Annotated in this window: 22 protein-coding genes and 1 pseudogene; 18 read left to right on the forward strand and 5 right to left on the reverse strand. The window is 71.2% G+C overall.

Annotated elements, in window-relative coordinates; translation table 11 throughout:
• A pseudogene (locus tag HYE82_RS12850) lies at positions 1–316 on the reverse strand (hypothetical protein); the annotation flags it as partial.
• 329 nt (positions 317–645) lie between these two features.
• On the opposite strand from HYE82_RS12850, the gene HYE82_RS12855 reads away from it, so the two are divergent.
• Positions 646–1,338, forward strand: a complete 693-nt coding sequence (locus HYE82_RS12855; protein ID WP_179174137.1) for a demethylmenaquinone methyltransferase — start codon at positions 646–648, stop codon at positions 1,336–1,338.
• Positions 1,339–1,371: 33 nt separating this feature from the next.
• Positions 1,372–2,283, forward strand: coding sequence for a glutaminase (locus HYE82_RS12860; RefSeq protein WP_179174160.1), 912 nt, complete (start codon positions 1,372–1,374; stop codon positions 2,281–2,283).
• A 13-nt stretch (positions 2,284–2,296) separates the two neighbouring features.
• On the opposite strand, the gene HYE82_RS12865 is transcribed toward HYE82_RS12860, so the two are convergent.
• The gene (locus HYE82_RS12865) at positions 2,297–2,836 is read right to left on the reverse strand and encodes a GNAT family N-acetyltransferase (RefSeq protein WP_179174138.1); all 540 of its coding nucleotides are present in this window, start codon (positions 2,834–2,836) and stop codon (positions 2,297–2,299) included.
• Between the two features lie 96 nt (positions 2,837–2,932).
• Here HYE82_RS12865 and HYE82_RS12870 point away from each other — a divergent pair, with 96 nt between their 5' ends.
• Positions 2,933–4,216 (forward strand): geranylgeranyl reductase family protein, encoded by a 1,284-nt coding sequence (locus tag HYE82_RS12870; protein ID WP_179174139.1) that lies wholly within the window; start codon positions 2,933–2,935, stop codon positions 4,214–4,216.
• Between the two features lie 607 nt (positions 4,217–4,823).
• Here the strand turns inward: HYE82_RS12870 and HYE82_RS12875 are convergent.
• Complete coding sequence (locus HYE82_RS12875; protein WP_179174140.1) at positions 4,824–5,642, reverse strand: C40 family peptidase; 819 nt, start codon at positions 5,640–5,642, stop codon at positions 4,824–4,826.
• 930 nt (positions 5,643–6,572) lie between these two features.
• Here HYE82_RS12875 and HYE82_RS12880 point away from each other — a divergent pair.
• The 14 genes from HYE82_RS12880 to nuoN are packed head-to-tail and all read left to right on the forward strand — an operon-like array spanning position 6,573 to position 22,501.
• Positions 6,573–6,932 carry an NADH-quinone oxidoreductase subunit A gene (locus HYE82_RS12880; RefSeq protein ID WP_114053663.1) on the forward strand — a complete coding sequence of 120 codons (360 nt, stop codon included), beginning with the start codon at positions 6,573–6,575 and terminating at the stop codon, positions 6,930–6,932.
• A 14-nt stretch (positions 6,933–6,946) separates the two neighbouring features.
• Positions 6,947–7,501 (forward strand): NADH-quinone oxidoreductase subunit B family protein, encoded by a 555-nt coding sequence (locus HYE82_RS12885; protein ID WP_179174141.1) that lies wholly within the window; start codon positions 6,947–6,949, stop codon positions 7,499–7,501.
• On the forward strand, positions 7,498–8,244 hold the full coding sequence (locus HYE82_RS12890) for an NADH-quinone oxidoreductase subunit C (RefSeq protein ID WP_179174142.1): 747 nt from the start codon (positions 7,498–7,500) through the stop codon (positions 8,242–8,244). Before HYE82_RS12885 ends, HYE82_RS12890 begins: the two co-directional genes overlap by 4 nt.
• Positions 8,244–9,581 carry an NADH-quinone oxidoreductase subunit D gene (locus tag HYE82_RS12895; RefSeq protein ID WP_179174143.1) on the forward strand — a complete coding sequence of 446 codons (1,338 nt, stop codon included), beginning with the start codon at positions 8,244–8,246 and terminating at the stop codon, positions 9,579–9,581. Before HYE82_RS12890 ends, HYE82_RS12895 begins: the two co-directional genes overlap by 1 nt.
• Positions 9,578–10,336 carry an NADH-quinone oxidoreductase subunit NuoE gene (gene nuoE / locus HYE82_RS12900; RefSeq protein ID WP_179174144.1) on the forward strand — a complete coding sequence of 253 codons (759 nt, stop codon included), beginning with the start codon at positions 9,578–9,580 and terminating at the stop codon, positions 10,334–10,336. The genes HYE82_RS12895 and nuoE overlap by 4 nt, the downstream gene beginning before the upstream one ends.
• Positions 10,336–11,685: an NADH-quinone oxidoreductase subunit NuoF gene (gene nuoF, locus HYE82_RS12905; RefSeq protein WP_179174145.1), complete on the forward strand. Its 1,350-nt coding sequence runs from the start codon at positions 10,336–10,338 to the stop codon at positions 11,683–11,685. Before nuoE ends, nuoF begins: the two co-directional genes overlap by 1 nt.
• Entirely contained in the window at positions 11,682–14,189 is a 2,508-nt protein-coding gene (locus HYE82_RS12910) for an NADH-quinone oxidoreductase subunit G (RefSeq protein ID WP_179174146.1), read from the forward strand. The genes nuoF and HYE82_RS12910 overlap by 4 nt, the downstream gene beginning before the upstream one ends.
• Positions 14,186–15,544, forward strand: a complete 1,359-nt coding sequence (gene nuoH, locus HYE82_RS12915) for an NADH-quinone oxidoreductase subunit NuoH (RefSeq protein ID WP_179174147.1) — start codon at positions 14,186–14,188, stop codon at positions 15,542–15,544. The genes HYE82_RS12910 and nuoH overlap by 4 nt, the downstream gene beginning before the upstream one ends.
• A gap of 3 nt (positions 15,545–15,547) precedes the next feature.
• Positions 15,548–16,162: an NADH-quinone oxidoreductase subunit NuoI gene (nuoI, locus tag HYE82_RS12920; protein ID WP_179174148.1), complete on the forward strand. Its 615-nt coding sequence runs from the start codon at positions 15,548–15,550 to the stop codon at positions 16,160–16,162.
• The gene (locus tag HYE82_RS12925) at positions 16,159–16,974 is read left to right on the forward strand and encodes an NADH-quinone oxidoreductase subunit J (protein ID WP_179174149.1); all 816 of its coding nucleotides are present in this window, start codon (positions 16,159–16,161) and stop codon (positions 16,972–16,974) included. Before nuoI ends, HYE82_RS12925 begins: the two co-directional genes overlap by 4 nt.
• Positions 16,971–17,270: an NADH-quinone oxidoreductase subunit NuoK gene (gene nuoK / locus HYE82_RS12930; protein WP_179174150.1), complete on the forward strand. Its 300-nt coding sequence runs from the start codon at positions 16,971–16,973 to the stop codon at positions 17,268–17,270. Before HYE82_RS12925 ends, nuoK begins: the two co-directional genes overlap by 4 nt.
• A 12-nt stretch (positions 17,271–17,282) precedes the next feature.
• Complete coding sequence (nuoL, locus tag HYE82_RS12935; protein WP_179174151.1) at positions 17,283–19,223, forward strand: NADH-quinone oxidoreductase subunit L; 1,941 nt, start codon at positions 17,283–17,285, stop codon at positions 19,221–19,223.
• 3 nt (positions 19,224–19,226) lie between these two features.
• On the forward strand, positions 19,227–20,849 hold the full coding sequence (locus tag HYE82_RS12940; RefSeq protein ID WP_179174152.1) for an NADH-quinone oxidoreductase subunit M: 1,623 nt from the start codon (positions 19,227–19,229) through the stop codon (positions 20,847–20,849).
• The gene (gene nuoN / locus HYE82_RS12945; RefSeq protein ID WP_179174153.1) at positions 20,846–22,501 is read left to right on the forward strand and encodes an NADH-quinone oxidoreductase subunit NuoN; all 1,656 of its coding nucleotides are present in this window, start codon (positions 20,846–20,848) and stop codon (positions 22,499–22,501) included. Before HYE82_RS12940 ends, nuoN begins: the two co-directional genes overlap by 4 nt.
• An 82-nt stretch (positions 22,502–22,583) precedes the next feature.
• Here nuoN and HYE82_RS12950 read toward each other — a convergent pair whose 3' ends face one another.
• Both HYE82_RS12950 and fahA read right to left on the reverse strand, forming a co-directional pair.
• Positions 22,584–23,192, reverse strand: coding sequence for a Uma2 family endonuclease (locus tag HYE82_RS12950; protein WP_179174161.1), 609 nt, complete (start codon positions 23,190–23,192; stop codon positions 22,584–22,586).
• A 235-nt stretch (positions 23,193–23,427) separates the two neighbouring features.
• Positions 23,428–24,651, reverse strand: coding sequence for a fumarylacetoacetase (gene fahA / locus HYE82_RS12955; protein ID WP_179174154.1), 1,224 nt, complete (start codon positions 24,649–24,651; stop codon positions 23,428–23,430).
• A 141-nt stretch (positions 24,652–24,792) separates the two neighbouring features.
• Between fahA and HYE82_RS12960 the strand changes: the two genes are divergently transcribed.
• Positions 24,793–25,611 carry an HAD family hydrolase gene (locus tag HYE82_RS12960; RefSeq protein WP_179174155.1) on the forward strand — a complete coding sequence of 273 codons (819 nt, stop codon included), beginning with the start codon at positions 24,793–24,795 and terminating at the stop codon, positions 25,609–25,611.
• Positions 25,612–25,648 lie beyond the last annotated feature (37 nt).

Here is a 25,648-nt window from a genome sequence, read left to right on the forward strand (position 1 = left end):
GGGTGGCGGGTGTGCCGGGGGCGGGACCGCCGTGGGCGCCGCCGGCGGAACGGGAGGCACGTCCGGGCTCGTCGGCGGGGCGGGGGTCGGCGGTCAGCCGGTCCGCGACGGTGGCCGTCTTCGGTTCGGGCCAGGCCGTCCACAGGGCGGCGACGGCGGCGACGGCGGTGGCCGAGGCGAGGACGGTGCGGCGCAGCCGCCGGCGCCGTTCGGCCCGGCGGCGGGCGCGCGGCCCGCGGGGCGCGCCCGTAGCGCCCGTGGTTCTTCGGCTGGCGGACTGGCTCGTGGAGCGACCGGTGGAACGGCCTGCCGGCATGGTGAAGCCCTTTGCTCTGGGCGGCCTCCTCGGGATCCGGCCACCGGGCGGGCCGGAACCGGCGGGTGGTGACCGTCACCGGGCCGCGCCCGCCCAGTTAACCCCTTCTGTCGCTCCGGGCATAACTGTCCACGGGGACAGTCCGGTTGGTGTCGCCCTGCGCCGGCGGATCGGAATGAATCATTCCGCCCGGTGGGGCCCGGAGGGAAGGGGCCCGGCCCCCGGGCCGGCCGGGCAGAGCCGCCGCCCGGCCGCAGTCCCGGGCCTGAGAGGATGGCCCCGTACGCAGACGGACCGGAACCAACGACGCACCTGAGGGGCCCACGCCAGTGACCCGCGCTTCCCTGGACAAGCAGCCGCACGAAGTCGCCTCCATGTTCGACGGTGTGGCGGCGAACTACGACCTCACCAACGACGTGATCTCCCTCGGCCAGGCCCGCCTGTGGCGCAAAGAGGTCGCCAAGGCCGTCGCCGCCCGCCCCGGGCAGAAGGTCCTCGACCTGGCCGCCGGCACCGCGACCTCCTCGCTGCCGTTCGCCGCGACCGGCGCGTACACGGTGCCCTGCGACTTCTCCCTCGGCATGCTCCGCGAGGGCAAGAAGCGCCACTCCTGGCTGCCGCTGACCGCCGGCGACGCGACGAGGCTGCCCTTCAAGGACGACGTCTTCGACACCGTCACGATCTCCTTCGGGCTGCGCAACGTCCACGACACCGACGCCGCGCTGCGCGAGCTGCACCGGGTGACCAAGCCCGGCGGCCAGGTCGTCATCTGCGAGTTCTCCCAGCCCGTCTGGGGGCCGTTCCGCACGGTCTACATGGAGTACCTGATGCGCGCCCTGCCCCCGGTGGCCCGCGCCGTGTCCTCCAACCCCGACGCCTACGTGTACCTCGCCGAGTCGATCCGCGAGTGGCCGGAGCAGCCGGAGCTGGCCGCCCGGCTGCAGAAGGCCGGCTGGTCCCGGGTCGCCTGGCGCAACCTGAGCGGCGGCATCGTCGCACTGCACCGCGGCTTCAAGGGCTAGCCGGAGGTGGCGGCGGCGGTGGACACCGGAGCCCTGGACTACGCGGGGCTGCTGGAGCGGATCGCGACCGAGGTGGAACACCTGGTCGGCAGCGGCACCCCGGCCGAGTACATCCCCGCCCTGGCGGAGGTGGACCCGGCGCAGTTCGGCATGGCCGTGGCGGACCTCGACGGGAACGTCGTGGGCATCGGGGACTGGCAGACCCCCTTCTCCGCCCAGTCCATCACCAAGGTCTTCGCGCTCGCCCTGGCGCTGGCCGAGGGCGGAGACAGCCTGTGGGAGCGGGTGGGCCGGGAGCCCTCCGGCAACCCGTTCAACTCCCTGGTGCAGCTGGAGTACGAGAACGGCATCCCGCGCAACCCGTTCATCAACGCGGGCGCCCTCGTCGTCACCGACCGGCTGCAGAGCCTGACCGGCGACGCGAGCAGCGAGCTGCTGGAGTTCCTGCGCCGGGAGAGCGGCAACCCGGACATCGGTTTCGACGCCGAGGTCGCCGCCTCCGAGCACGAGCACGGCGACCGCAACGCCGCCCTCGCCCACTTCATGGCCTCGTACGGGAACGTCGCCAACCCGGTGCCCGCCCTGCTCGACCACTACTTCTGGCAGTGCTCCATCGAGATGAGCTGCGCCGACCTGGCCCGTGCCGCGCGCTTCCTGGCGCGGCACGGGCTGCGGGCCGACGGCTCCCGGCTGCTGACCCGCAGCGAGGCCAAGCAGATCAACGCGGTGATGATGACCTGCGGGACGTACGACGCCGCGGGCGACTTCGCCTACCGCGTCGGGCTGCCGGGCAAGAGCGGGGTGGGCGGCGGCATCGTCGCCGTCGTCCCCGGCCGCTGCACGCTCGCCGTGTGGAGCCCCGGCCTGGACAGCCGGGGCAACTCGGTGGCGGGCGTGGCCGCCCTCGACCGCTTCACCACGCTGACCGGACTGTCCGTCTTCTGACGTCCGGCCCCGGTCAGAGGGCGAGGGCGTAGCGGCGGCCGGTGCGGCTGCCGCCGGGCAGGGCGAAGACCTCCTCCAGGGTCATGCCGAGGCGCTCGGCGACCGCCACCGAGCGCGCGTTCGCGTCGTCGATCATCGCCACGACGCGGGGCACCCCGGCGGCGCGGACCCGCTCCAGGGTGGTCAGCGCGGCCGCGTACGCGTACCCCTTGCCCCAGGCGGACCGGGCCAGGCGCCAGCCGATCTCTATCTCCCCGACCGGCCCCCAGGACTTCTCCGCCGGCCAGGGCTGGGCGCCCGTGAAGCCCAGGACCCCGCCGTCCTCGTCGAGGAGCGTCCACAGGCAGTAGCCGAGCTGTGCGTCGTGCATCCGCTGCCGCGCGGTGAACTCCTCGTACGCGGACAGCTCGGCCGGGCCGCCGAGGAACTCCATCACGTCCGGGTCGGCGAAGACACCGTGCCAGGCGTGCGCGTCCTCGTCGGTGGGCACGCGCAGCCGGACGGCCGGGAGCGGCCGGGAAGGCGAGGTCGGCGAGGTCGGCGAGCTTGTCATCAGTAACCCTTCGGATTCGCGATCTCTCTCGCTGCATAGACTGCACACGTCCCGTGCCAATGGGCACCCCCTATCGAGCCTTCGGGAGACCCCGCAGTGACCGAGCCCCTCTCCGAACACTCCGCGGATGTGATCGTCGTCGGGGCCGGGCCCGCCGGCTCGACCACCGCCTACTACCTCGCCAAGGCCGGACTGGACGTCCTGCTGCTGGAGAAGACGGCGTTCCCGCGCGAGAAGGTCTGCGGCGACGGCCTGACCCCGCGCGCCACGAAGCAGCTGGTCGCGATGGGCATCGACATCTCGGAAGAGGCCGGCTGGCTGCGCAACAAGGGGCTGCGGATCATCGGCGGCGGCCAGCGGCTCCAGCTGGACTGGCCGGAACTCGCCTCCTTCCCGGACTACGGACTCGTCCGCAAGCGCGACGACTTCGACGAGACCCTGGCCCGGCAGGCCCAGAAGGCCGGCGCCCGCCTCCACGAGCGCTGCAACGTCGGCGAGCCGATCCGCGACCCGCGCACCGGTCACATCACCGGCGTGCACGCCAAGCTGGGCGAGGAGAAGACCCCGGTCACCTTCCACGCGCCGCTCGTGGTCGCCGCCGACGGCAACTCCTCCCGGCTGTCCCTGGCGATGGGCCTGCACCGGCGCGAGGACCGCCCGATGGGCGTCGCCGTCCGCACGTACTTCACCTCCCCCCGGCACGACGACGACTACCTGGAGTCCTGGCTGGAGCTGTGGGACCGGCGCGGCCCGCAGGACCGGCTGCTGCCCGGCTACGGCTGGATCTTCGGCATGGGCGACGGCACGTCCAACGTCGGCCTCGGCATCCTCAACTCCTCCTCCGCCTTCCGGGAGCTGGACTGGCGCGAGGTCCTCAAGGCGTGGTGCGCTTCCATGCCGGAGGACTGGGGCTACACCCCCGAGAACATGACGCAGCCGATCCGCGGCGCGGCCCTGCCGATGGCCTTCAACCGGCAGCCGCACTACACCAAGGGCCTGCTGCTGGTCGGCGACGCGGGCGGGCTCGTCAACCCGTTCAACGGCGAGGGCATCGCGTACGCCATGGAGTCGGGCCGGATCGCGGCCGACGTCATCGTGCAGGCGAACGCCCGGGCCACGCGGGCGCAGCGCGAGCTGGCACTGCACAACTATCCGAAGGTGCTCAAGGAGACCTACGGCGGCTACTACTCGCTCGGCCGCGCCTTCGTGAAGCTGATCGGCAACCCGAAGGTCATGAAGGTCGCCACGCAGCGCGGCCTGACCCACCCGGTGCTCATGCGGTTCACGCTGAAGATGCTCGCCAACCTCACCGACCCGGCGGGCGGCGACGCGATGGACCGCATCATCAACGGCCTGTCGAAGGTGGCTCCCCGGGCCTGACACGGCGGACGGACGGACACGGTCGCGCGATGGCGCGGCCGTGCGGGCCGTGCGGGCCGTGTGAGGCGGGCTCGGCGGGCCGTGGCGGGAGTTTGCCCGGGGCGGCCCGGTTCGCCGCCGTACGGGGCGATGGAGGGCGCCTGAGGGGGAATCGGGGGCTCCGAGTGCTGCGGCGCCGCCCCCGTGCACGGCGCGTACGCAGCGGGCCGTCAGCACGGCTCCCCATGCCGGCAGCGCCAGGGCCGCGGCCCACACGAGGGCGAGCAGGGCAGGGTGTCCGGGTTTGCCCCAGGGACGGGCGGTGTCCAGCAGCCAGCCGCCGACGGCGAGCAGGAAGAGCCCGGCGGCGGCCGGGAGGGCGGTGGCGTCGGCCGGACCGTCGCCGCCCGGGCGGCCTTCGGCGCCGCCGTGGTCCTCGTACGGCTCCGACAGTCGTGGTGCGTTCACGCGCCCACCTCCCCCGGGGACGGCCGGCGTCCCACCCGGTCGGGCGGGGCGCCGGGCCCGGCGGCGGGCCGCAGCCGCGCGGGCGCACGGCGGAGGGCCGGCACTCCGCCCCCGAGCGGGGGAGTGCCGGCCCTCCGGCCGTGCAAGGGCCCTGAGGGGCTCAGAGGACGCGGACGGCGCCCGTCGGCCGGTCGTAGCTCAGGTTGCGCTCGACGATGCCCGTGCTGGGGTTCTGCGCGCCGACGAACTTGCCGCCGCCGACATAGATGGCGACGTGGTAGGCGCTGCCCTTGGCACCCCAGTACAGGATGTCGCCCGGCTGCAGGGCGTTCAGGGAGACCGAGGTGCCGTACGAGGACTGCGGCTGCGAGGTGCGCGGCAGGGTGATGCCGGCCTGGCGGTACGCGGCCTGCACCAGGCCGGAGCAGTCGTACGCGGAGGGGCCGGTCGAGCCCAGGATGTAGGCCTTGCCGACCTGCGCGCGGGCGAAGTTGACGATGGCCGCGGCGGAGCCCTTCGGAGCGGTGACCGTCCCGGCCCCCTGCTCCTCGGAAGTGGCGGCGGCGGAAGCCGTCTTCAGCGCGGAGCGCTCGGCGTTGCGGGTGGCGCGCTCGGCCTCGGCCTTGCGGTCCGCCTCCTGCTTCGCCTTCTTCTCGGCGGCTTCCTTGGCTTCCTTCGCCTCGGCGGCGGCGCCGCTGCGGGCGCTCTCCTCCTCGGCCTGCAGTTCGCCGTCGACGGCGGCCGCGCGGCTGTTCTCCGCGGCAGTGGTGACGGCGGAGGAGACCTCGGAGGCCAGGTCCAGGTTGAGGACCGGCATTTCGAGGGTCTCGGTCACAGGCTCGGCGGCGGGGGACGCGCTCGCCGTGCCTGCCATCGCCAGGGTGCCGAGAACGCCACCGGCAACTCCGGCGCGGACCGCGAGCTTCGAGGCGCTGCGACGGGGCTTCCGGTGGCTGGGTATGTGAGCGGTGTGGGACATGAGGACAACCGCTATCAGGGGGGTACGGCTCGCTTCAAGAAACGTGGTCTGCGCCACAGTTGCGCGGGAAGTGCGGCAACCGGGCGTGGCGTGAATCTTATTGACGCCGTAACGGACTAATCGGACACCCCCTCGCAAGGCTGTGATCATGGGGTTTCCGCAATAAGTCCCATTTGGTCCCGCGCCTACCACTCTCGCGGACAGTTGGCCAAGCCCCGTTTCGGAGGGGTCGGTTCGGAGTGGCGCAGGTCACAGGGAAGTCACGTCGTGAGGCCCTCGTGGCCGGTCCGTGATCCCGCCGTGAGCGAGTCGCGTCCGAAGCGGACCGCGGGGCGGCCGGAGCGGCGGTCGGGCGGGTGGCCGGAAAGCCGTCCGGGGGTGGCCGGAAGATCGCCGACGGAGTGGCCGGAAGATCGTCGGCGGAGTGGCCGGAAGACCGCGGCGCGGCGGCCGGAAGATCGCCGGCGGGCCGCCCGGACCCCCTTCCGGGAGGCGGCGGAGATCGTGAACGGATGCACGTGTCCACTTCCGTCCCGCGGACTCCCCCGGCCGGGCGACGCCGATCCCCTTACCATGGACATCTGGATTCGGCCAAATTTGCTTCTGCTCCTGATCATTTGATAGGGCGAAATCCCTTCTACCTGCGGTAACGGGCCCGGATGTCACGTTTGGTGATCAAGTGGATGCCTTGTGTATGAAGATCACCGCTCATCGGACTTCATGATCGTTCGTCGGGTGGTGGAGATCACAAACTCGGTGTTGTCACCCGTGTCGCAGATCACAGATCGGCGGGCATAAGATGCGCAGCAGCCCGGCTTGTGAACTGCCTCACATGCAAGTGCTCGATCGAAAGCACGATCTTCGCGGGGCAGGGCAGTGGCGCCGGCGCAGCGGTCCAACGGTCAAGGACGACTGGAAGGAGCGAGGAGCGTGAATGCCTACGCGCCCATCCTCGTGCTCGGCGCCCTAGGCGCAGGGTTTGCGATCTTCTCCGTGGTCATGGCCACGCTGATCGGCCCGAAGCGGTACAACCGGGCGAAGCTCGAAGCGTACGAGTGCGGCATCGAGCCGACCCCCACGCCGGCCGGCGGCGGCCGCTTCCCCATCAAGTACTACCTGACGGCGATGCTCTTCATCGTCTTCGACATCGAAGTTGTCTTCCTCTACCCCTGGGCCGTCACCTTCGACGCCCTGGGGATCTTCGGGCTCGTCGAGATGCTGCTCTTCGTGCTCACCGTCTTCGTCGCCTACGCCTACGTCTGGCGCCGCGGCGGCCTGGAATGGGACTGAGGGGCTGAATTCCCATGGGACTGGAAGAAAAGCTGCCGAGCGGCTTCCTGCTGACCACCGTCGAACAGGCCGCGGGCTGGGTGCGCAAGGCCTCCGTCTTCCCCGCCACCTTCGGCCTGGCCTGCTGCGCCATCGAGATGATGACCACCGGTGCGGGCCGGTACGACCTGGCCCGCTTCGGCATGGAGGTCTTCCGCGGCTCCCCGCGCCAGGCCGACCTCATGATCGTGGCCGGCCGGGTCAGCCAGAAGATGGCGCCGGTACTGCGGCAGGTGTACGACCAGATGCCCGCTCCCAAATGGGTCATCTCCATGGGGGTTTGTGCATCTTCGGGCGGAATGTTCAACAACTACGCGATCGTCCAGGGCGTCGACCACATCGTCCCGGTGGACATCTACCTGCCCGGCTGCCCGCCCCGCCCCGAGATGCTGATGGACGCGATCCTCAAGCTCCACCGGAAGATCCAGACCTCCAAGCTCGGGGTGAACCGGGAAGAGGCGGCCCGCGAGGCCGAGGCCGCAGCCCTCAAGGCGCTCCCCACCATCGAGATGAAGGGGCTGCTCCGGTGAGCGAGACCACCCCAGACCACGGCAGCGGCAACGGCGCCGGGACCGGCAACAACGTTCCCGCCCCCCGGGAGTCCGCCGGCGGCCCCGAGGTGATCGGCGTCCGCAAGGGCATGTTCGGCGCCCGGAACGGCGGCGACACCAGCGGCTACGGCGGCCTCGTCCGCACCGTCGCCCTGCCCGGCCCGAGCCACCGCCCGTACGGCTCCTACTTCGACGAGGTCGCCGACGAACTCGAAGGGGCCCTGGAGGAGCAGGACCTGCTCCCCGCCCACGCCATCGAGAAGACGGTCGTCGACCGCGGCGAGCTCACCTTCCACATCGCCCGCGAGCACCTCGTCCGGGTGGCCTCCACCCTCCGCGACGACCCCGCCCTGCGCTTCGAACTGTGCACCGGCGTCAGCGGCGTCCACTACCCCGAGGACCGGGGCCGCGAACTGCACGCCGTCTACCACCTGCGTTCGATCACCCACGGCCGGACCGTGCGCCTGGAGGTGTCCGCCCCGGACGGCGACCCGCACGTCCCCTCGCTCGTCTCCGTCTACCCGACCAACGACTGGCACGAGCGCGAGACGTACGACTTCTTCGGCCTGGTCTTCGACGGGCATCCGGCCCTCACGCGGATCATGATGCCGGACGACTGGCAGGGCTTCCCGCAGCGCAAGGACTACCCGCTCGGCGGCATCCCCGTCGAGTACAAGGGCGCCCAGATCCCGGCTCCCGACCAGCGGAGGTCGTACAGCTGATGTCCAACACCTCGAACCACGCCCACCCGTCGCCCGGCCGCGAAACCACCGAGGGCACCGTCTACACGGTCACCGGCGGCGACTGGGACGAGATCGTCCAGTCGGCGGCCAAGGCGGACGACGAGCGCATCGTCGTCAACATGGGGCCCCAGCACCCGTCCACACACGGAGTGCTCCGCCTCATCCTGGAGATCGACGGCGAGACGGTCACCGAGGCCCGCTGCGGCATCGGCTACCTCCACACCGGCATCGAGAAGAACCTCGAATTCCGGAACTGGACGCAGGGCACCACCTTCGTCACGCGCATGGACTACCTCACGCCGTTCTTCAACGAGACGGCGTACTGCCTCGGCGTCGAGAAGCTCCTCGGCATCACCGACCAGATCCCCGACCGCGCCACCGTCATCCGCGTGCTGCTGATGGAGCTCAACCGGCTCTCCTCCCACCTGGTGTGCATCGCCACCGGCGGCATGGAGCTCGGAGCCACCACGATCATGATCTACGGCTTCCGGGACCGCGAGCTGATCCTCGACATCTTCGAGCTGATCACCGGCCTGCGCATGAACCACGCGTTCGTCCGCCCCGGCGGCCTCGCCCAGGACCTGCCCCCGGGCGCCGTGGACCAGCTGCGCGACTTCCTCAAGACGATGAAGAGGAACCTGCCGGAGTACGACAAGCTCGCCACCGGCAACCCCATCTTCAAGGCCCGCATGCAGGACGTCGGCTACCTCGACCTCACCGGCTGCATGGCCCTCGGCGCCACCGGCCCGATCCTGCGCTCCGCCGGCCTGCCGCACGACCTGCGCAAGGCGGACCCGTACTGCGGCTACGAGACCTACGAGTTCGACGTGCCGACCACCGAGACCTGCGACTCGTACGGGCGGTTCCTGATCCGCCTGGAGGAGATGCGCCAGTCCCTGCGGATCGTCGAGCAGTGCCTGGACCGGCTGGAGCCCGGCCCCGTGATGGTCGCCGACAAGAAGATCGCCTGGCCGGCGCAGCTCGCGATGGGCCCCGACGGGCTCGGCAACTCGCTCGACCACATCAAGAACATCATGGGCACCTCCATGGAGGCCCTCATCCACCACTTCAAGCTGGTGACCGAAGGCTTCCGGGTGCCGGCCGGGCAGGCCTACGCGGCCGTCGAGTCCCCCAAGGGCGAACTCGGCGTCCACGTCGTCTCCGACGGCGGCACCCGCCCCTACCGGGTCCACTTCCGCGACCCGTCCTTCACCAACCTGCAGGCCATGGCCGCGATGTGCGAGGGCGGCCAGGTCGCCGACGTCATCGTCGCCGTCGCCTCCATCGACCCCGTGATGGGAGGCGTCGACCGATGACAGCCAACCCCGCCCGTCGAGAGGTGAGCCTGGGCATGCCCGGTCTGCCCGCCCCCGACTACCCGGCGGAGGTCCGCGCGCGGCTGGCGGCGGACGCTGCGGACGTCATCGCCCGCTACCCCGACAGCCGCTCCGCCCTCCTGCCGCTGCTGCACCTCACCCAGTCGGAGGAGGGCCACGTCTCGCCCACCGGCATCCGCTTCTGCGCCGAGACGCTCGGACTGACCACCGCCGAGGTCACCGCGGTCGCCACCTTCTACACGATGTACCGGCGCCGGCCCTCCGGCGACTACCAGGTCGGTGTCTGCACCAACACGCTGTGCGCCGTCATGGGCGGCGACGCCATCTTCGAGGAACTCAAGGAGCACCTCGGGGTCGGCAACAACGAGACCACAGCCGACGGCAAGGTCACCCTCGAACACATCGAGTGCAACGCGGCCTGCGACTACGCCCCCGTCGTGATGGTCAACTGGGAGTTCTTCGACAACCAGACCCCCGAGTCCGCCAAGGCCCTCGTCGACGACCTCCGCGCCGGCCGCCCCGTCGAACCGACCCGGGGCGCGCCCCTGTGCACGTACAAGGAGACCGCCCGGATCCTGGCCGGCTTCCCCGACGAGCGGCCCGGCGCCGTCGAGGCGAGCGGCGGCGCCGGACCCGCCTCCCTGACCGGGCTGCGCATCGCCCGCGGTGAGACCCCGCACCACGGCAAGGTCGTGCACCCGCGCGGCGAGGCAACCGGCGAGGAGGGGGAGTGATGACGGTGACCACTGCCATGCACGAGAACGGCACCAGCCCGGAGAAGCTGCTGGCCCCCGTCCTGTCGGCGTTCTGGGACGAACCCCGGTCGTGGACGCTGGAGACCTACCGGCGCCACGGAGGCTACGAGGGGCTCCGCAAGGCGTTGGAGATGACGCCCGACGAAGTGATCGCGTACGTGAAGGACTCCGGTCTGCGCGGACGCGGCGGCGCGGGCTTCCCCACCGGGATGAAGTGGCAGTTCATCCCGCAGGGCGACGGGAAGCCGCACTACCTCGTCGTGAACGCGGACGAGTCGGAGCCGGGAACCTGCAAGGACATCCCCCTTCTCTTCGCCAACCCGCACTCCCTCATCGAGGGAATGGTCATCGCCTGCTACGCGATCCGGTCGGAGCACGCCTTCATCTACCTGCGCGGCGAGGTCGTGCCGGTCCTGCGGCGCCTGCACGAGGCGGTGCGCGAGGCGTACGAGGCCGGCTACCTCGGCGAAGACATCCTCGGGAGCGGGATGAAGCTCGACATCACCGTGCACGCGGGAGCGGGCGCGTACATCTGCGGCGAGGAGACGGCCCTCCTCGACTCCCTCGAAGGCCGGCGCGGCCAGCCCCGGCTGCGTCCCCCCTTCCCTGCCGTCGAGGGGCTCTACGCCTGCCCCACTGTCGTCAACAACGTCGAGTCCATCGCATCGGTTCCCGCGATCCTCGCCAAGGGCAAGGACTGGTTCAAGGCGATGGGGACCGAGAAGTCCCCCGGCTTCACCCTGTACTCGCTCTCCGGGCACGTCGCCGCCCCCGGCCAGTACGAGGCCCCGCTCGGCATCACCCTGCGCCAGCTCCTCGACATGAGCGGCGGGATGCGCCCCGGCCACCGGCTGAAGTTCTGGACCCCCGGCGGCTCCTCCACCCCCATGTTCACCGACGAGCACCTGGACGTGCCCCTCGACTACGAGGGCGTCGGCGCGGCCGGGTCGATGCTCGGCACCAAGGCGCTGCAGTGCTTCGACGAGACGACCTGCGTCGTGCGCGCCGTGACCCGGTGGACCGAGTTCTACGCCCACGAGTCCTGCGGCAAGTGCACCCCCTGCCGCGAGGGCACGTACTGGCTGGTCCAGCTGCTGCGCGACATCGAGGCCGGCGAGGGCGCCATGTCCGACCTCGACAAGCTGAACGACATCGCCGACAACATCAACGGCAAGTCGTTCTGCGCCCTCGGTGACGGCGCCGCCAGCCCGATCTTCTCCTCGCTGAAGTACTTCCGCGAGGAGTACGAGCAGCACATCACGGGCAAGGGCTGCCCCTTCGACCCCAGGAAGTCGACCCTCTGGGCCGACAGGGAGGTGAACGCATGACCGTCGCCACGAACGCCCCCGCCGGTGGCGGGGCGGCCGCGGTGCCGCCGGAGGACACGGTCTCCCTCACCATCGACGGCATCGAACTGTCGGTGCCCAAGGGAACCCTGGTCATCCGGGCCGCCGAGCAGATCGGCATCGAGATCCCCCGGTTCTGCGACCACCCCCTCCTCGACCCGGTCGGCGCCTGCCGGCAGTGCATCGTCGAGGTCGAGGGCCAGCGCAAGCCGATGGCCTCCTGCACCATCACCTGCACCGACGGCATGGTCGTCCGGACGCAGCTGACCTCGCCGGTCGCCGAGAAGGCCCAGCGCGGGGTGATGGAGCTGCTGCTCATCAACCACCCGCTGGACTGCCCGGTCTGCGACAAGGGCGGCGAGTGCCCGCTGCAGAACCAGGCGATGTCGCACGGCAACGCCGACTCCCGCTTCGAGGGGAAGAAGCGCACCTACGAGAAGCCGGTCCCGATCTCCACACAGGTGCTGCTGGACCGCGAGCGGTGCGTGCTGTGCGCCCGCTGCACCCGCTTCTCCAACCAGGTCGCCGGCGACCCGATGATCGAACTGCTGGAACGCGGCGCGCTGCAGCAGGTCGGCACCGGCGAGGGCGACCCCTTCGAGTCGTACTTCTCCGGCAACACCATCCAGATCTGCCCGGTCGGCGCCCTCACCTCGGCCGCGTACCGGTTCCGCTCCCGCCCCTTCGACCTCGTCTCCTCCCCGAGCGTGTGCGAGCACTGCGCGGGCGGCTGCGCGACCCGGACCGACCACCGGCGCGGCAAGGTACTGCGCCGGATGGCCGCCGAGGACCCCGAGGTCAACGAGGAGTGGATCTGCGACAAGGGCCGGTTCGCGTTCCGCTACGCGCAGCGCCCGGACCGGCTGACCACCCCGCTGGTCCGCAATGCCGCGGGCGTCCTGGAGCCGGCGAGCTGGCCCGAGGCGCTCCGGGCCGCGGCCGACGGGCTCGCCGCCGCGCGCGGCCGGGCCGGCGTGCTGACCGGCGGGCGGCTCACCGTCGAGGACGCCTACGCGTACGCCAAGTTCGCGCGGGTGGTCCTGGACACCAACGACATCGACTTCCGGGCCCGCGTGCACAGCGCGGAGGAGGCCGAGTTCCTGGCCTCCGAGGTCGCCGGGTACGGGGTCGACCTGCGCGGGCCGTGGCTGTCGTACAAGGAGCTGGAGGCCGCGCCGGCCGTGCTCCTCGTCGGCATCGAGGCGGAGGAGGAGGCCCCGGGCGTCTTCCTGCGGCTGCGCAAGGCGGCCCGCAAGCGGAAGCAGCGGACCTTCGCCCTCGCCCCCTTCGCCACCCGCGGCCTCGTCAAGGCGGGCGGCACGCTGCTGGCCGCGGCCCCCGGCACCGAGCCCGAATGGCTCGACGCGCTGGCCTCCCGCACCGGCCTGCAGGCGGGCGGCGCCGAGGCCGCCGACGCGCTGCGCCGCCCCGGCGCCGTCATCGTCGTCGGCGAGCGGCTCGCCGCCGTGCCGGGCGCGCTGACCGCGGCCGTGCGGGCGGCGGGCGCGACCGGAGCCACCCTGGTGTGGATCCCGCGCAGGGCCGGCGAGCGGGCCGCCATCGAGGCCGGCGCACTGCCGTCCCTGCTGCCCGGCGGCCGCCCGGCCACCGACCCGCGGGCCCGCGACGAGGTCGCCGCCGCCTGGGGGCTGGACGAGATCCCGCACCGGTACGGCCGCGACACCGGGCAGATCGTCGAGGCCGCCGCCACCGGCGAACTGTCCGCCCTGCTGGTGGCGGGCGTCGAGGTCACCGACCTGCCGGACCCGCAGCGGGCCCGGACCGCCCTGAAGGAGGCCTTCACGGTCTCCCTGGAGCTGCGGCCCTGCGAGGTCACCGACCTCGCCGACGTGGTCTTCCCCGTGGCGGCCGTCGCCGAGAAGGCCGGCGCGTATCTCAACTGGGAGGGCCGGGTCCGGCCGTTCGAGGCCGCACTCAAGCCCGACCAGATGACCCGCCCGCTCCCCCCCGCCGACGCCCGCGTGCTGCACATGCTGGCCGACGCCGCCGACCGGCCGCTCGCCCTGCCCGACCTGCACGCCGTACGCCGCGAACTGGACCGGCTCGGCCCGTGGGAGGGCGCACTCGCCCCCGACGTCTCCGCCCGCACCGAGCCGCTGCCCCGTCCCGGCGCCGGCGAGGCCGTCCTCGCCGGGCACAGGCTGCTCCTCGACCGGGGCCTGCTCCAGGAGGGCGACGAGGCCCTGGCGGGCACCCGGCACGAGGCCGCCGCCCGGCTGTCGGCCGCCACGGCCGCCGAGACCGGCGTCAAGGACGGCGACGTCCTCGCGGTGACCGGCCCGTCCGGCACCGTGGAACTCCCGCTGCGGATCACCGGGATGCCCGACCGGGTGGTCTGGCTCCCGCTGAACTCCACCGGCTCGGGCGTGTACGCCGACACCGGCGCCCTGCCGGGCGCCCTCGTACGGATCGGCCCGGCGACCCCGGCCGGCGCAGGCGGCACCACTGCGGAGGTGGACGCGTGAACGCGGTACAGCTCGCTGCCGAGGACCTGTCCCTGTTCGGCCGGGACCCCTGGTGGCTCGTCGTCCTCAAGGCGGTGTTCTGCTTCGCCTTCCTGATGGTGACCGTGCTCTTCTCCATCGTGTGGGAGCGCAAGGTCGTCGCCTGGATGCAGCTGCGCATCGGCCCCAACCGGCACGGCCCCTGGGGCATGCTCCAGTCGCTGGCCGACGGCGTGAAGCTGATGCTCAAGGAAGACATCATCGTCAAGCGCGCCGACAAGGTCGTCTACGTCCTGGCGCCGATCGTCGCGGCCATCCCGGCGTTCATGGCGATCGCGGTGATCCCCTTCGGGCCGCCCGGTGACGAGATCTCGATCTTCGGGGTGCGCACCACGATGCAGCTCACCGACCTGCCCATCGCGATGCTCTACATCCTCGCGGTGGCCTCGGTCGGCATCTACGGCATCGTGCTCGCCGGCTGGTCCTCGGGATCCACGTACCCGCTGCTCGGGGGCCTGCGCTCCTGCGCCCAGATGATCAGCTACGAGATCGCGATGGGCGCGGCCTTCGCCTCCGTCTTCCTCTACTCCGGGTCGATGTCGACGTCGGCGATCGTGGAGGCGCAGGCGGACCGCTGGTTCATCGTGCTGCTGCCGGTGTCGTTCATCATCTACGTCGTCACGATGGTCGGCGAGACGAACCGCGCCCCGTTCGACATGCCGGAGTCCGAGGGCGACCTCGTCGGCGGCTTCAACACCGAGTACTCGTCGATCAAGTTCGCGATGTTCATGCTGGCCGAGTACGTGAACATGGTCACCGTCTCGGCGGTCTCGGTCACCCTGTTCCTCGGCGGCTGGCGGGCCCCGTACCCGATCAGCAGCTTCTGGGAGGGCGCCAACCACGGCTGGTGGCCGCTGCTCTGGTTCGTCGTCAAGGTACAGCTGCTGCTGTTCTTCTTCATCTGGCTGCGCGGCACCCTGCCCCGCGTCCGCTACGACCAGCTGATGAAGCTCGGCTGGAAGGTCCTGATCCCGGTATCCGTCCTGTGGCTGATGCTGGTGGCCACCGTCCGGGCGCTGCGCAACGAGGCCTACGACTTCGCGCAGATCGTCCTGTACGTCGGCGGCGCGGTCGTCGCGATCCTGCTGCTGTCCTTCGTCGCCGACGTGCTGCGCGACCGCAAGGAGAAGGCCGAGGACCGGCGGTCCGGCGCGGCCGCCGCGGAGGAGCCCTTCGACCCGCTCGCGGGCGGCTTCCCCGTACCCCCCAAGCCCGGCCAGCAGCCGGCACCCGTACCGCGCAGGCGGCCCCGACAGGAGCGGGAGCTGATTTCCAGTGGCGGGACGAACACCGACAGTGACCGAGAGGAGGGTTGAGGGATGTCTGACGAGAAGTGGCAGAACCCGGTGGCCGGCTTCGGCGTGACCTTCAAGGCCATGTTCAAGAAGCGCCTCACCGAGCAGTACCCGGAGCAGCAGAAGACCACCGCCCCGCGCTTCCACGGACGGCACCAGCTGAACCGGCACCCGGACGGTCTGGAGAAGTGCATCGGTTGCGAGCTGTGCGCCTGGGCCTGTCCCGCGGACGCCATCTACGTGGAGGGTGCGGACAACACCGAGGAGGAGCGCTACTCCCCGGGCGAGCGGTACGGCCGCGTCTACCAGATCAACTACGCCCGCTGCATCCTGTGCGGGCTGTGCATCGAGGCATGCCCGACGCGGGCGCTGACGATGACGAACGAGTTCGAACTGGCCGACGCCAGCCGCGAGTCGCTGATCTACACCAAGGAGCAACTGCTGGCGGGGCTGACCGAGGGCATGGTCGAGGCGCCGCACGCGATGTACCCGGGGACGGACGAGCAGGACTACTACCGCGGCCTGGTGACGGGGGCGGCGCCCGGTACGGAGCGCCAGGCGGCCGTGTCCAAGGGCGAGGTCCCGAAGGAGAAGGCCGGGCACGGTGGCGGCGGGCCGGCCGAGGGGGTGGGGGCGTGAGCGCGCTCGCCGCGGGCGCGGCCTCGGTCACCTCCACCGGTGAGGCCGTGCAGTTCTGGATCCTCGGCACGGTCGCCGTGATCGGCGCGCTGGCGACGATCCTCATGAAGAAGGCCGTGCACAGTGCCCTGAGCCTGGCCGGGACGATGATCGTCCTGGCGGTGTTCTACCTCGCGAACGGGGCGTACTTCCTGGGCGTGGTCCAGGTCATCGTCTACACCGGCGCGATCATGATGCTCTTCCTGTTCGTGGTCATGCTGGTCGGCGTCACCGCCGCCGACTCGCTGAAGGAGACCATCAAGGGGCAGCGCTGGCTGGCCGTCCTGTGCGGGCTCGGCTTCGGCATCCTGCTCATCGCCGGCATCGCCAACGCCTCCCTCAACCACTGGAACGGGCTCGGCCGGGTCAACTCCGCCGGGCACGTCGAGGGCCTGGCCACGCTGATCTTCACCCGGTACGTGTTCGCCTTCGAGGTCACCGGCGCGCTGCTGATCACCGCCGCCGTCGGTGCGATGGTGCTCACCCACCGCGAGCGCACCGAGCGGGCCGCCACCCAGCGCGAGCTGTCCGAGCGGCGCGTCCGCGAGGGCGTCCAGATCCCGCCGCTGCCCGCGCCCGGCGTCTACGCCCGGCACAACGCGGTGGACGTCGCCGGCCTGCTGCCGGACGGAACCCCGTCCGAGCTGACGGTCAGCAAGACGCTGCGGGCCCGCGGCCAGATCCGGGACGTCTCCGGCGAGGCCCTGTCGGACCTCAAGGAGCTGGAGCAGCGCGCGGCGGAGCGCCTCGGCCGTGAGGAGGCCTCGAAGTGAACCCGGTCAACTACCTCTACCTCGCGGCCCTGCTGTTCACCATCGGTGCCGCGGGAGTGCTGATCCGCAAGAACGCGGTCGTGCTGTTCATGTGCGTCGAGCTGATGCTCAACGCCTGCAACCTCGCCTTCGTCGCCTTCTCGCGGATGCACGGCAACCTCGACGGCCAGATCATCGCGTTCTTCACGATGGTCGTCGCCGCTGCGGAGGTCGTGGTGGGCCTCGCGATCATCGTGTCGCTCTTCCGCACCCGCCACTCGGCCTCGGTCGACGACGCCAGCCTGATGAAGCTGTAAGGGGCGTACACAGTGGACAATCTGATCGCGCTGCTCGTGGCGGCACCCCTGCTCGGAGCGGTGGTGCTGCTGTGCGGCGGGCGGCGCCTCGACAAGACCGGGCACTGGCTCGGCACCCTGCTCGCGGCCGTCTCCTTCGGCGTCGGCGCGGCCCTGTTCGCCGACATGCTGGGCCGCCCGGCCGACGAGCGGACCATGCGGCAGTTCCTGTACAGCTGGATCCCGGTGGAGGGCTTCCAGGCCGACGTCGCGTTCCGGCTGGACCAGCTGTCGATGACGTTCGTCCTGCTCATCACAGGTGTGGGCACGCTCATCCACGTGTACTCGATCGGGTACATGGAGCACGACGAGCGCCGCCGCCGCTTCTTCGGCTACCTCAACCTGTTCCTCGCGGCGATGCTGCTGCTGGTCCTCGCCGACAACTACCTGCTGCTGTACGTCGGCTGGGAGGGCGTGGGCCTCGCCTCGTACCTGCTCATCGGCTTCTGGCAGCACAAGCCCAGCGCGGCGACCGCCGCGAAGAAGGCCTTCCTGGTCAACCGGGTCGGCGACATGGGCCTGTCGATCGCGATCATGCTGATGTTCACCACGTTCGGCACGTTCGCGTTCGGGCCGGTGTTCGGATCCGCGGACAAGGCCTCCGAGGGCATGCTGACGGCGATCGGCCTGATGCTGCTGCTCGCCGCCTGCGGCAAGTCGGCGCAGGTGCCGCTGCAGTCCTGGCTCGGGGACGCGATGGAGGGCCCGACCCCGGTCTCGGCACTCATCCACGCGGCGACGATGGTCACCGCCGGCGTCTACCTGATCGTCCGCTCCGCGGCGGTCTTCAACGGGGCGCCGGACGCACAGCTCGTCGTCACCATCGTCGGCGCGGTCACGCTGCTCTTCGGTGCGATCGTCGGTTGCGCGAAGGACGACATCAAGAAGGCACTCGCCGGGTCGACGATGTCGCAGATCGGCTACATGATCCTCGCCGCCGGCCTCGGCCCGGTCGGCTACGTGTTCGCGATCATGCACCTGGTCACGCACGGCTTCTTCAAGGCGGGCCTCTTCCTCGGCGCGGGCTCCGTGATGCACGGGATGAACGACGAGGTCGACATGCGCAAGTACGGCGGCCTGCGCCGGTACATGCCGATCACGTTCGTCACGTTCGGGCTCGGCTACCTCGCCATCATCGGCTTCCCCGGCCTGTCCGGCTTCTTCTCCAAGGACAAGATCATCGAGGCGGCCTTCGCGAAGGGCGGCACCGAGGGCTGGATCCTCGGCTCGGTGGCCCTGCTCGGCGCGGCCATCACCGCGTTCTACATGACCCGGGTCATGCTGATGACCTTCTTCGGGGAGAAGCGCTGGCAGCCGGCGCCCGACGCCGATGCCGTGCCGAGCGTCGAGCCCGGCGCCGAGCACCACGCCGGGGAGCTCCCGCACCCGCACGAGTCCCCGAAGTCCATGACCCTCCCGATGATCCTGCTGGCCTTCGGATCGGTCTTCGCCGGAGCGTTCTTCGTCATCGGCGACCGGTTCCTGAACTGGCTGGAGCCCGTCACCGGGTACGAGCACGGACACCCGCCGGTCAGCGCCCTCACGGTGACCATCGCGACGACGGCCTGCGTCGTCATCGGCGTCGCGATCGCCTGGGCGATGTACGGGCGCCGGCCGGTGCCCGTGACCGCCCCGCGCGGCAGCCTGCTCACCCGGGCCGCCCGCCGGGACCTGCTCCAGGACGACTTCAACCACGTCGTGCTGGTGCGCGGCGGCGAGCACCTGACCCGCTCGCTCGTCTACGTCGACCACAGCCTGGTCGACGGCGTGGTGAACGGGACGGCCGCCTCGGTCGGCGGCCTGTCGGGCCGCCTGCGCAAGCTGCAGAACGGCTACGCCCGCAGCTACGCGGTCTCGATGTTCGGGGGCACGGCGATCCTCATCGCCGCGACCCTGCTGATGAGGGCGGTGTGAGCCATGTCTGACGTGAGCGCAGCTTTTCCCCTGTTGACGGTGACGGCCGCGGTCCCCGCGGCCGGAGCGGTCCTCACGGCGGCCGTCCCGGCCGCCCGCCGGACCGCCGCCAAATGGCTCGCCCTGCTCTTCTCCCTGGCCACCCTGGCGCTGGCCGTGCTCGTCGCCGTCCGCTTCGACCCGGACGGCGACCGCTACCAGCTCACCGAGTCCCACGCCTGGATCGCCGACTTCGGCGTCCGGTACCAGCTCGGCGTCGACGGCATCGGGGTGGCGCTGATCGGGCTGACGGCGCTGCTGGTGCCGTTCGTCATCGCGGCCGGCTGGCACGACGCCGACCCGCTGGAGACGAGCTCCTCGCGCTGGCGGCCGACGCAGGGCTTCTTCGCCCTGATCCTGATGGTCGAGGCGATGGTGATCATCTCCTTCGAGGCCACCGACGTCTTCCTCTTCTACCTCTTCTTCGAAGCCATGCTCATCCCGATGTACTTCCTCATCGGCGGCTTCGGGGACCGGGCCCACGCTGGCTCGGACGACAACGCGGCCGCGCAGCGGTCGTACGCCGCGGTCAAGTTCCTGCTCTACAACCTGGCCGGCGGCCTGATCATGCTGGCCGCGGTCATCGGGCTGTACGTGGTCGCCGGGAACTTCTCCCTCCAGGAGATCACCGCCGCCCGCGCCGCCGGCACGCTGGACATGTCCACCAACACCGAGCGGCTCCTCTTCCTCGGCTTCTTCTTCGCCTTCGCCGTCAAGGCCCCGCTGTGGCCGCTGCACACCTGGCTGCCGAACGCGATGGGCGAGTCCACCGCCCCGGTCGCCGTGCTGATCACCGCGGTCGTCGACAAGGTCGGCACCTTCGCGATGCTCCGCTTCTGCCTCGGCCTGTTCCCCGAGGCCAGCAAGTGGGCCACCCCGGTGATCCTCGTCCTGGCCCTGATCAGCATCGTGTACGGCGCGCTCGTCGCCGTCGGGCAGCGCGACATCAAGCGGCTGGTGGCGTACGCGTCGATCTCGCACTTCGGCTTCATCATCCTGGGCATCTTCGCGATGACCTCCCAGGGACAGTCGGGCGCGACGCTGTACATGGTCAACCACGGCCTCTCCACCGCGGCCCTGATGCTCGTCGCCGGGTTCCTGATCTCCCGGCGCGGCTCGCGGCTCATCGCCGACTACGGCGGCGTGCAGAAGGTCGCCCCGGTCCTGGCCGGCACCTTCCTCATCGGCGGCCTCGCCACCCTCTCGCTGCCCGGGCTCGCCCCGTTCGTCAGCGAATTCCTGGTCCTGGTCGGCACGTTCGCCCGGTACCCGGCCATCGGCATCGTCGCCACCCTCGGCATCGTGCTGGCCGCCCTGTACACGCTGGTCCTGTACCAGCGCACCATGACCGGCCCGGTCCGGGACGAGGTCCGCTCCATGCCGGACCTGCGCGCCCGCGAACTCCTCGTCGTCGCCCCGCTGATCGCGCTGCTGATCGGGCTGGGCGTCTACCCGAAGCCGCTCACCGAGATCGTCAACCCGGCGGTGGAGCACACCATGGCGGACGTCGAGCAGACCGACCGGAAGCCCACTGTTCCCATCCAAAGCGTGGCTGTCGAGGCCAAGAACGGGGAGGCGGCGAAGTGAGCACCGTGACTTCGGCCCACGGCCTGTGGGCGGTCGCCGCGCAGGCACCGATCGACAAGATCCCGGCCCCGCACATCGAGTACGCCCAGCTCGCGCCCACGCTGATCGTGGTGGGAGCGGCCGTCGTCGGCGTCCTCGTCGAGGCCCTCGTACCGCGCACCGCCCGCTACGCCGTCCAGGTGTTCCTGGCCGTCGCCGCCCTGGCCTCCGCGTTCGCGGCGGTCGTGGGCCTCGCGGCCGCCGGGTACGCGGGCGACAAGGCGCACATCGCGGCCATGGGCGCCATCGCCGTGGACGGGCCCGCCCTGTTCCTGCAGGGCACCATCCTGCTGGCCTCGATCGTCGCCCTGTTCACCTTCGCCGAACGGCACCTGGACCCGGCGGCGCACGGCAAGCGGGTCGACTCCTTCGCCGCCCAGGCGGCGTCCGTACCGGGCAGCGACAGCGAGAAGGCCGCCGTCAAGGCCGGCTTCACCACCACAGAGGTCTTCCCGCTGGCCCTGTTCGCGATCTCCGGAATGCTGATCTTCCCGGCGGCGAACGACCTGCTGACGCTGTTCGTCGCCCTGGAGGTCTTCTCCCTCCCGCTGTACCTGCTGTGCGCCGTCGCCCGCCGCCACCGGCTGGTGTCGCAGGAGGCCGCGGTCAAGTACTTCCTGCTCGGCGCGTTCTCGTCGGCGTTCCTCCTCTTCGGCATCGCACTGCTCTACGGCTACGCGGGCTCCGTCTCGTACGCGGTCATCGCCGATGTGGTGGACGGCACCGTCACGGAGATCGACCCGGCGCTCGCCGACACCATGGGCAATGACGCGCTGCTGCTGATCGGCGGGGCGCTCGTGCTGATGGGTCTGCTGTTCAAGGTCGGCGCGGTCCCCTTCCACATGTGGACCCCGGACGTCTACCAGGGCGCCCCGACGCCGGTCACCGGCTTCATGGCGGCGGCGACCAAGGTCGCCGCGTTCGGTGCGCTGCTGCGCCTGCTGTACGTGGTCCTGCCGGGCCTGCGGTGGGACTGGCGGCCGGTGATGTGGGGCGTGGCGATCGTGACGATGCTGGCCGGCGCGGTGATCGCGGTGACGCAGACCGACGTCAAGCGCCTGCTGGCCTACTCCTCGATCGCGCACGCGGGCTTCATCCTCGCCGGTGTGATCGCCACGTCGGCGCAGGGCGTCCAGTCGGTGCTGTTCTACCTCCTGGCGTACTCCTTCGTGACGATCGGCGCGTTCGCGGTGATCACCCTCGTCCGGGACGCGGGCGGCGAGGCCACCCACCTGTCGAAGTGGGCGGGGCTCGGGCGCCGTTCGCCGCTGACCGCGGCCGTCTTCGCGGTGTTCCTGCTGGCCTTCGCCGGCATCCCGCTCACCTCCGGCTTCTCCGGGAAGTTCGCCGTGTTCAAGGCGGCGGCGGAGGGCGGCGCGGGCGTGCTGGTCGTCGTCGGCGTCATCTCCTCGGCGATCGCCGCGTTCTTCTACATCCGGGTGATCGTGCTGATGTTCTTCAGCGAGCCGAAGGCGGAAGGGCCGACGGTGGCCGTGCCGTCGCCGCTGACGATGACGACCATCGCGGTCGGCGTGGCCGTCACCCTGGTCCTGGGCGTGGCGCCGCAGTACTTCCTGGACCTGGCCGGCCAGGCGAGCACCTTCGTCCGGTAGCCAGGGCTGCTCCAGGCGCCCGGGTCCGGCCCCCTCAGCAGGGTGCCGGACCCGGGCGTCTTCCGTGCCGTGCCGGTGCGGGCTACTCGGGTCGCCGCCGCTTCGGCGTGATCTCGGTGAGGTCCAGGTCGATGGCGAAGGGGACGGAGACCTTGAGGCGCTCGTGGAAGATGCCGGTGCTCGTGTAGGTGCCCGTGGCCGGCTCACGCTCGAAGACGTAGACCACCGCCCGGCCGTCCTTGTTCTCCACCCTCCAGAAGTGGGGGATCTTGGCGCGGGCGTACTTCAGGGGCTTGGTCTCGCGGTCCCGCTCGATCGACTCCGGCGAGACGACCTCGATGGCCAGCCGGACGGACGACGCGGGGAACCGGGTCAGGCCGGGGTCGTCGACGACGTCCGCGTCGACGACGATGACGTCCGGCTCCGGCCTGTTGCGCCGGTCGATGTCGATGGTGAACTCCCGGACCACCTCCAGTCCGGCGGGGACGAGTGACTGGAGCTGCCAGTTGAAGAAGTCGACTGCGCGCGAGTGGAAAAGGTTCTGCGGACTCGCGAAGACGAGGCTCCCGTCGATCAGCTCCGTGTGCGGAGGCAGGTTGGGAAGCCGGTCAAGGTCGTCGGCCGTCCAGCCGCCCGCGGGCGGGACGGGCCAGCGGTACGTCGGCTCGATGTCCTCGGGGTCGACGCTCATAGGTAGTGCTCCCATGCGACGGAGTCTCGCCAGTCCGTCCAGCGTATCGCCGGGGGAACGGCGCGGGACCGCCCGCACGTGTGAGCGGGCGGCCGCGTGTTGACCATGTGCCGTTGTCGTGGGCGGACGGCATATGCGCGAACGGAGCAGCCCGGCGGGGTCCGTCACCTGCGGCCTCGGCGGGGCGGCGGGGCGGGCCGCCACCCCGCCGCAGTGCGCGGGCCGTGGAGACGGACTAGCGGGAGGCCACCACGCGGCCCGTGACCTCGCCGAGGCCCACGCGGGTGCCCTCGGGCCCCGGGGCCCAGGCGGTGAGGGTGACGGTGTCGCCGTCCTCCAGGAAGGTGCGCTTGCCCTCGGCCAGCTCGATGGCGTCGCGGCCGTTCCAGGTCAGCTCCAGCAGGGAGCCGCGCTGGGCGACCTCGGGGCCGCTGACCGTGCCCGAGCCGTACACGTCACCGGTGCGCAGGGAGGCGCCGTTGACCGTCATGTGGGCGAGCTGCTGGGCCGCGGTCCAGTACATGGTCGCGAACGGCGGCCGTGCGACCTCCTGCCCGTTGATGGAGACGGTGATGTGCAGGTCGAAGCCGCCGGGCCGGTCGGCGTCGGCGTCGTCCAGGTAGGGCAGCAGCGGGAAGTCGCGGGCCGGCGGGGCGACGCGGGCCGCGTCGAGGGCCTCCAGCGGGGTCACCCAGGCGGAGACGGAGGTGGCGAAGGACTTGCCGAGGAAGGGGCCCAGCGGCACGTACTCCCACGCCTGGATGTCGCGCGCGGACCAGTCGTTGAGGAGGAAGAGTCCGAAGACGTGGTCCTCGAAGTCGCCGAGTGCGACGGGGGTGCCCAGCTCGGAGGGGGTGCCGACGACGAAGCCGACCTCGGCCTCGATGTCGAGCTTGACCGACGGGCCGAAGACCGGGGCCGCGTCGGCGGGGGTCTTGCGCTGGCCGGAGGGGCGGACGACATCGGTGCCGGAGACGACGAGGGTGCCCGAGCGGCCGTGGTACCCGATCGGCAGGTGCTTCCAGTTGGGGGTGAGCGGTTCGCCGTCGGGGCGGAACATCCGGCCCACGTTGGTGGCGTGGTGCTCGCTGGCGTAGAAGTCGACGTAGTCGGCGACCTCGTACGGCAGGTGCATCGTGACCGTGTCGAGGGGCAGCAGGTGGGCCTCGACCGTCTCGCGGTGGCCGGGATCGGTGACCCAGGCGGTCAGCGCGCGGCGCACGTCGCGCCAGGCGGTGCGGCCCGCGGCCAGCAGGGGGTTGAGCGAGGGCTGTCCGAGCAGGCCGGCGTACGGGGAGCCGAGCGCGTCCGCGGCCGCCCCCGCGTCGAGCACGTGCCCGCCGATGCGCACGCCGATCCGGCGGCGGGAGTCGCCGGCGGTGGAGAAGACGCCGTACGGGAGGTTGTGCGGCCCGAACGGGTCGCCCTCGGGGACATCGAGGGGGCTCTGCTGGGGCATGGGGTACTGCCTCGCTTTCGATGCGGTCCGGGGGGTGTCCCGGGGGCTGGTTGACACGTTACGTGGCTGCCGGGGCCTGCGGGAGGCCGGATTTGGGCGCTATTTGTAGGACTTGTCCACTGGGGTCCGTATCCTTGCGCAGTGACTTCCGCCCCGCCTTCGGCCCCCCCTTTCTCCCTGATCGCCACTGACCTGGACGGGACCCTGCTGCGCGCCGGAGACACCGTCTCCGGCCGCTCGTACGCCGCGCTCGCGACAGCGCGCGCCGCGGGGGCCCAGCACATCATCGTCACCGGGCGCCCCGTTCCACAGGTACGCCATGTCCTCGACAGCCTTGGGTATACGGGGCTCGCGGTGTGCGGACAGGGCGCGCAGGTGTACGACGCGGCGCGCGGGCACCTGCTGCACGCCGTCGAAATGGAACGGGAACTGGCGGAGGAGGCGCTCGGCAAGATCGAGGCCGAGATCGGGGAGGTCTGGGCGGCGGTCGACCAGGAGGGGGTGGACGCGGCGATGCTGATAGGGCCCGGCTACCGGATGCCGCATCCCCACCTGCCGACCGTGCGGGTGCGGCAGCGGGTCGACCTGTGGGCCGCGCCCATCAACAAGGTGCTGCTCCAGCACCCGGAGCTCGACGACGACGAGCTCACGGAGGTGGCGCGGGGGGTCGTCGGCCACATGGTCAACGTGACCATGGCGGGGGAGCACACGGTGGAACTCCAGCCGCTCGGGGTGGACAAGGCGAGCGGGCTGGCGCTGGCCGCCGAGGTGCTGGGGGTCGGGGGTTCGCGCACCATCGCCTTCGGGGACATGCCGAACGACATCCCGATGTTCGCCTGGGCGGCGCACGGGGTCGCCATGGCGGACTCCCACCGCGAACTGGTCGCCGTCGCGGACGAGGTGACGCTGTCGAACGAGGACGACGGCATCGCCGTGGTGCTGGAGCGGCTCTTCGGCTGACCCGGCCGGAGCGGACGCGGCGCGGATCCGGCGTGCT

Origin of the sequence: Streptomyces sp. BR123 (genome assembly GCF_013401435.1) — a bacterium.
Classification (GTDB): Bacteria; Actinomycetota; Actinomycetes; order Streptomycetales; family Streptomycetaceae; genus Streptomyces.

Excerpts from the sequence above, each read along its gene's own strand:
- HYE82_RS12865 (WP_179174138.1), bottom strand. The coding sequence starts at position 2,836 with ATGACAAGCTCGCCGACCTCGCCGACCTCGCCTTCCCGGCCGCTCCCG.
- HYE82_RS12875 (WP_179174140.1), bottom strand. The coding sequence starts at position 5,642 with ATGTCCCACACCGCTCACATACCCAGCCACCGGAAGCCCCGTCGCAGC.
- HYE82_RS12885 (WP_179174141.1), top strand. The coding sequence starts at position 6,947 with ATGGGACTGGAAGAAAAGCTGCCGAGCGGCTTCCTGCTGACCACCGTC.
- HYE82_RS12895 (WP_179174143.1), top strand. The coding sequence starts at position 8,244 with ATGTCCAACACCTCGAACCACGCCCACCCGTCGCCCGGCCGCGAAACC.
- nuoE (WP_179174144.1), top strand. The coding sequence starts at position 9,578 with ATGACAGCCAACCCCGCCCGTCGAGAGGTGAGCCTGGGCATGCCCGGT.
- nuoF (WP_179174145.1), top strand. The coding sequence starts at position 10,336 with ATGACGGTGACCACTGCCATGCACGAGAACGGCACCAGCCCGGAGAAG.
- HYE82_RS12910 (WP_179174146.1), top strand. The coding sequence starts at position 11,682 with ATGACCGTCGCCACGAACGCCCCCGCCGGTGGCGGGGCGGCCGCGGTG.
- nuoI (WP_179174148.1), top strand. The coding sequence starts at position 15,548 with ATGTCTGACGAGAAGTGGCAGAACCCGGTGGCCGGCTTCGGCGTGACC.
- HYE82_RS12940 (WP_179174152.1), top strand. The coding sequence starts at position 19,227 with ATGTCTGACGTGAGCGCAGCTTTTCCCCTGTTGACGGTGACGGCCGCG.
- HYE82_RS12950 (WP_179174161.1), bottom strand. The coding sequence starts at position 23,192 with ATGAGCGTCGACCCCGAGGACATCGAGCCGACGTACCGCTGGCCCGTC.
- fahA (WP_179174154.1), bottom strand. The coding sequence starts at position 24,651 with ATGCCCCAGCAGAGCCCCCTCGATGTCCCCGAGGGCGACCCGTTCGGG.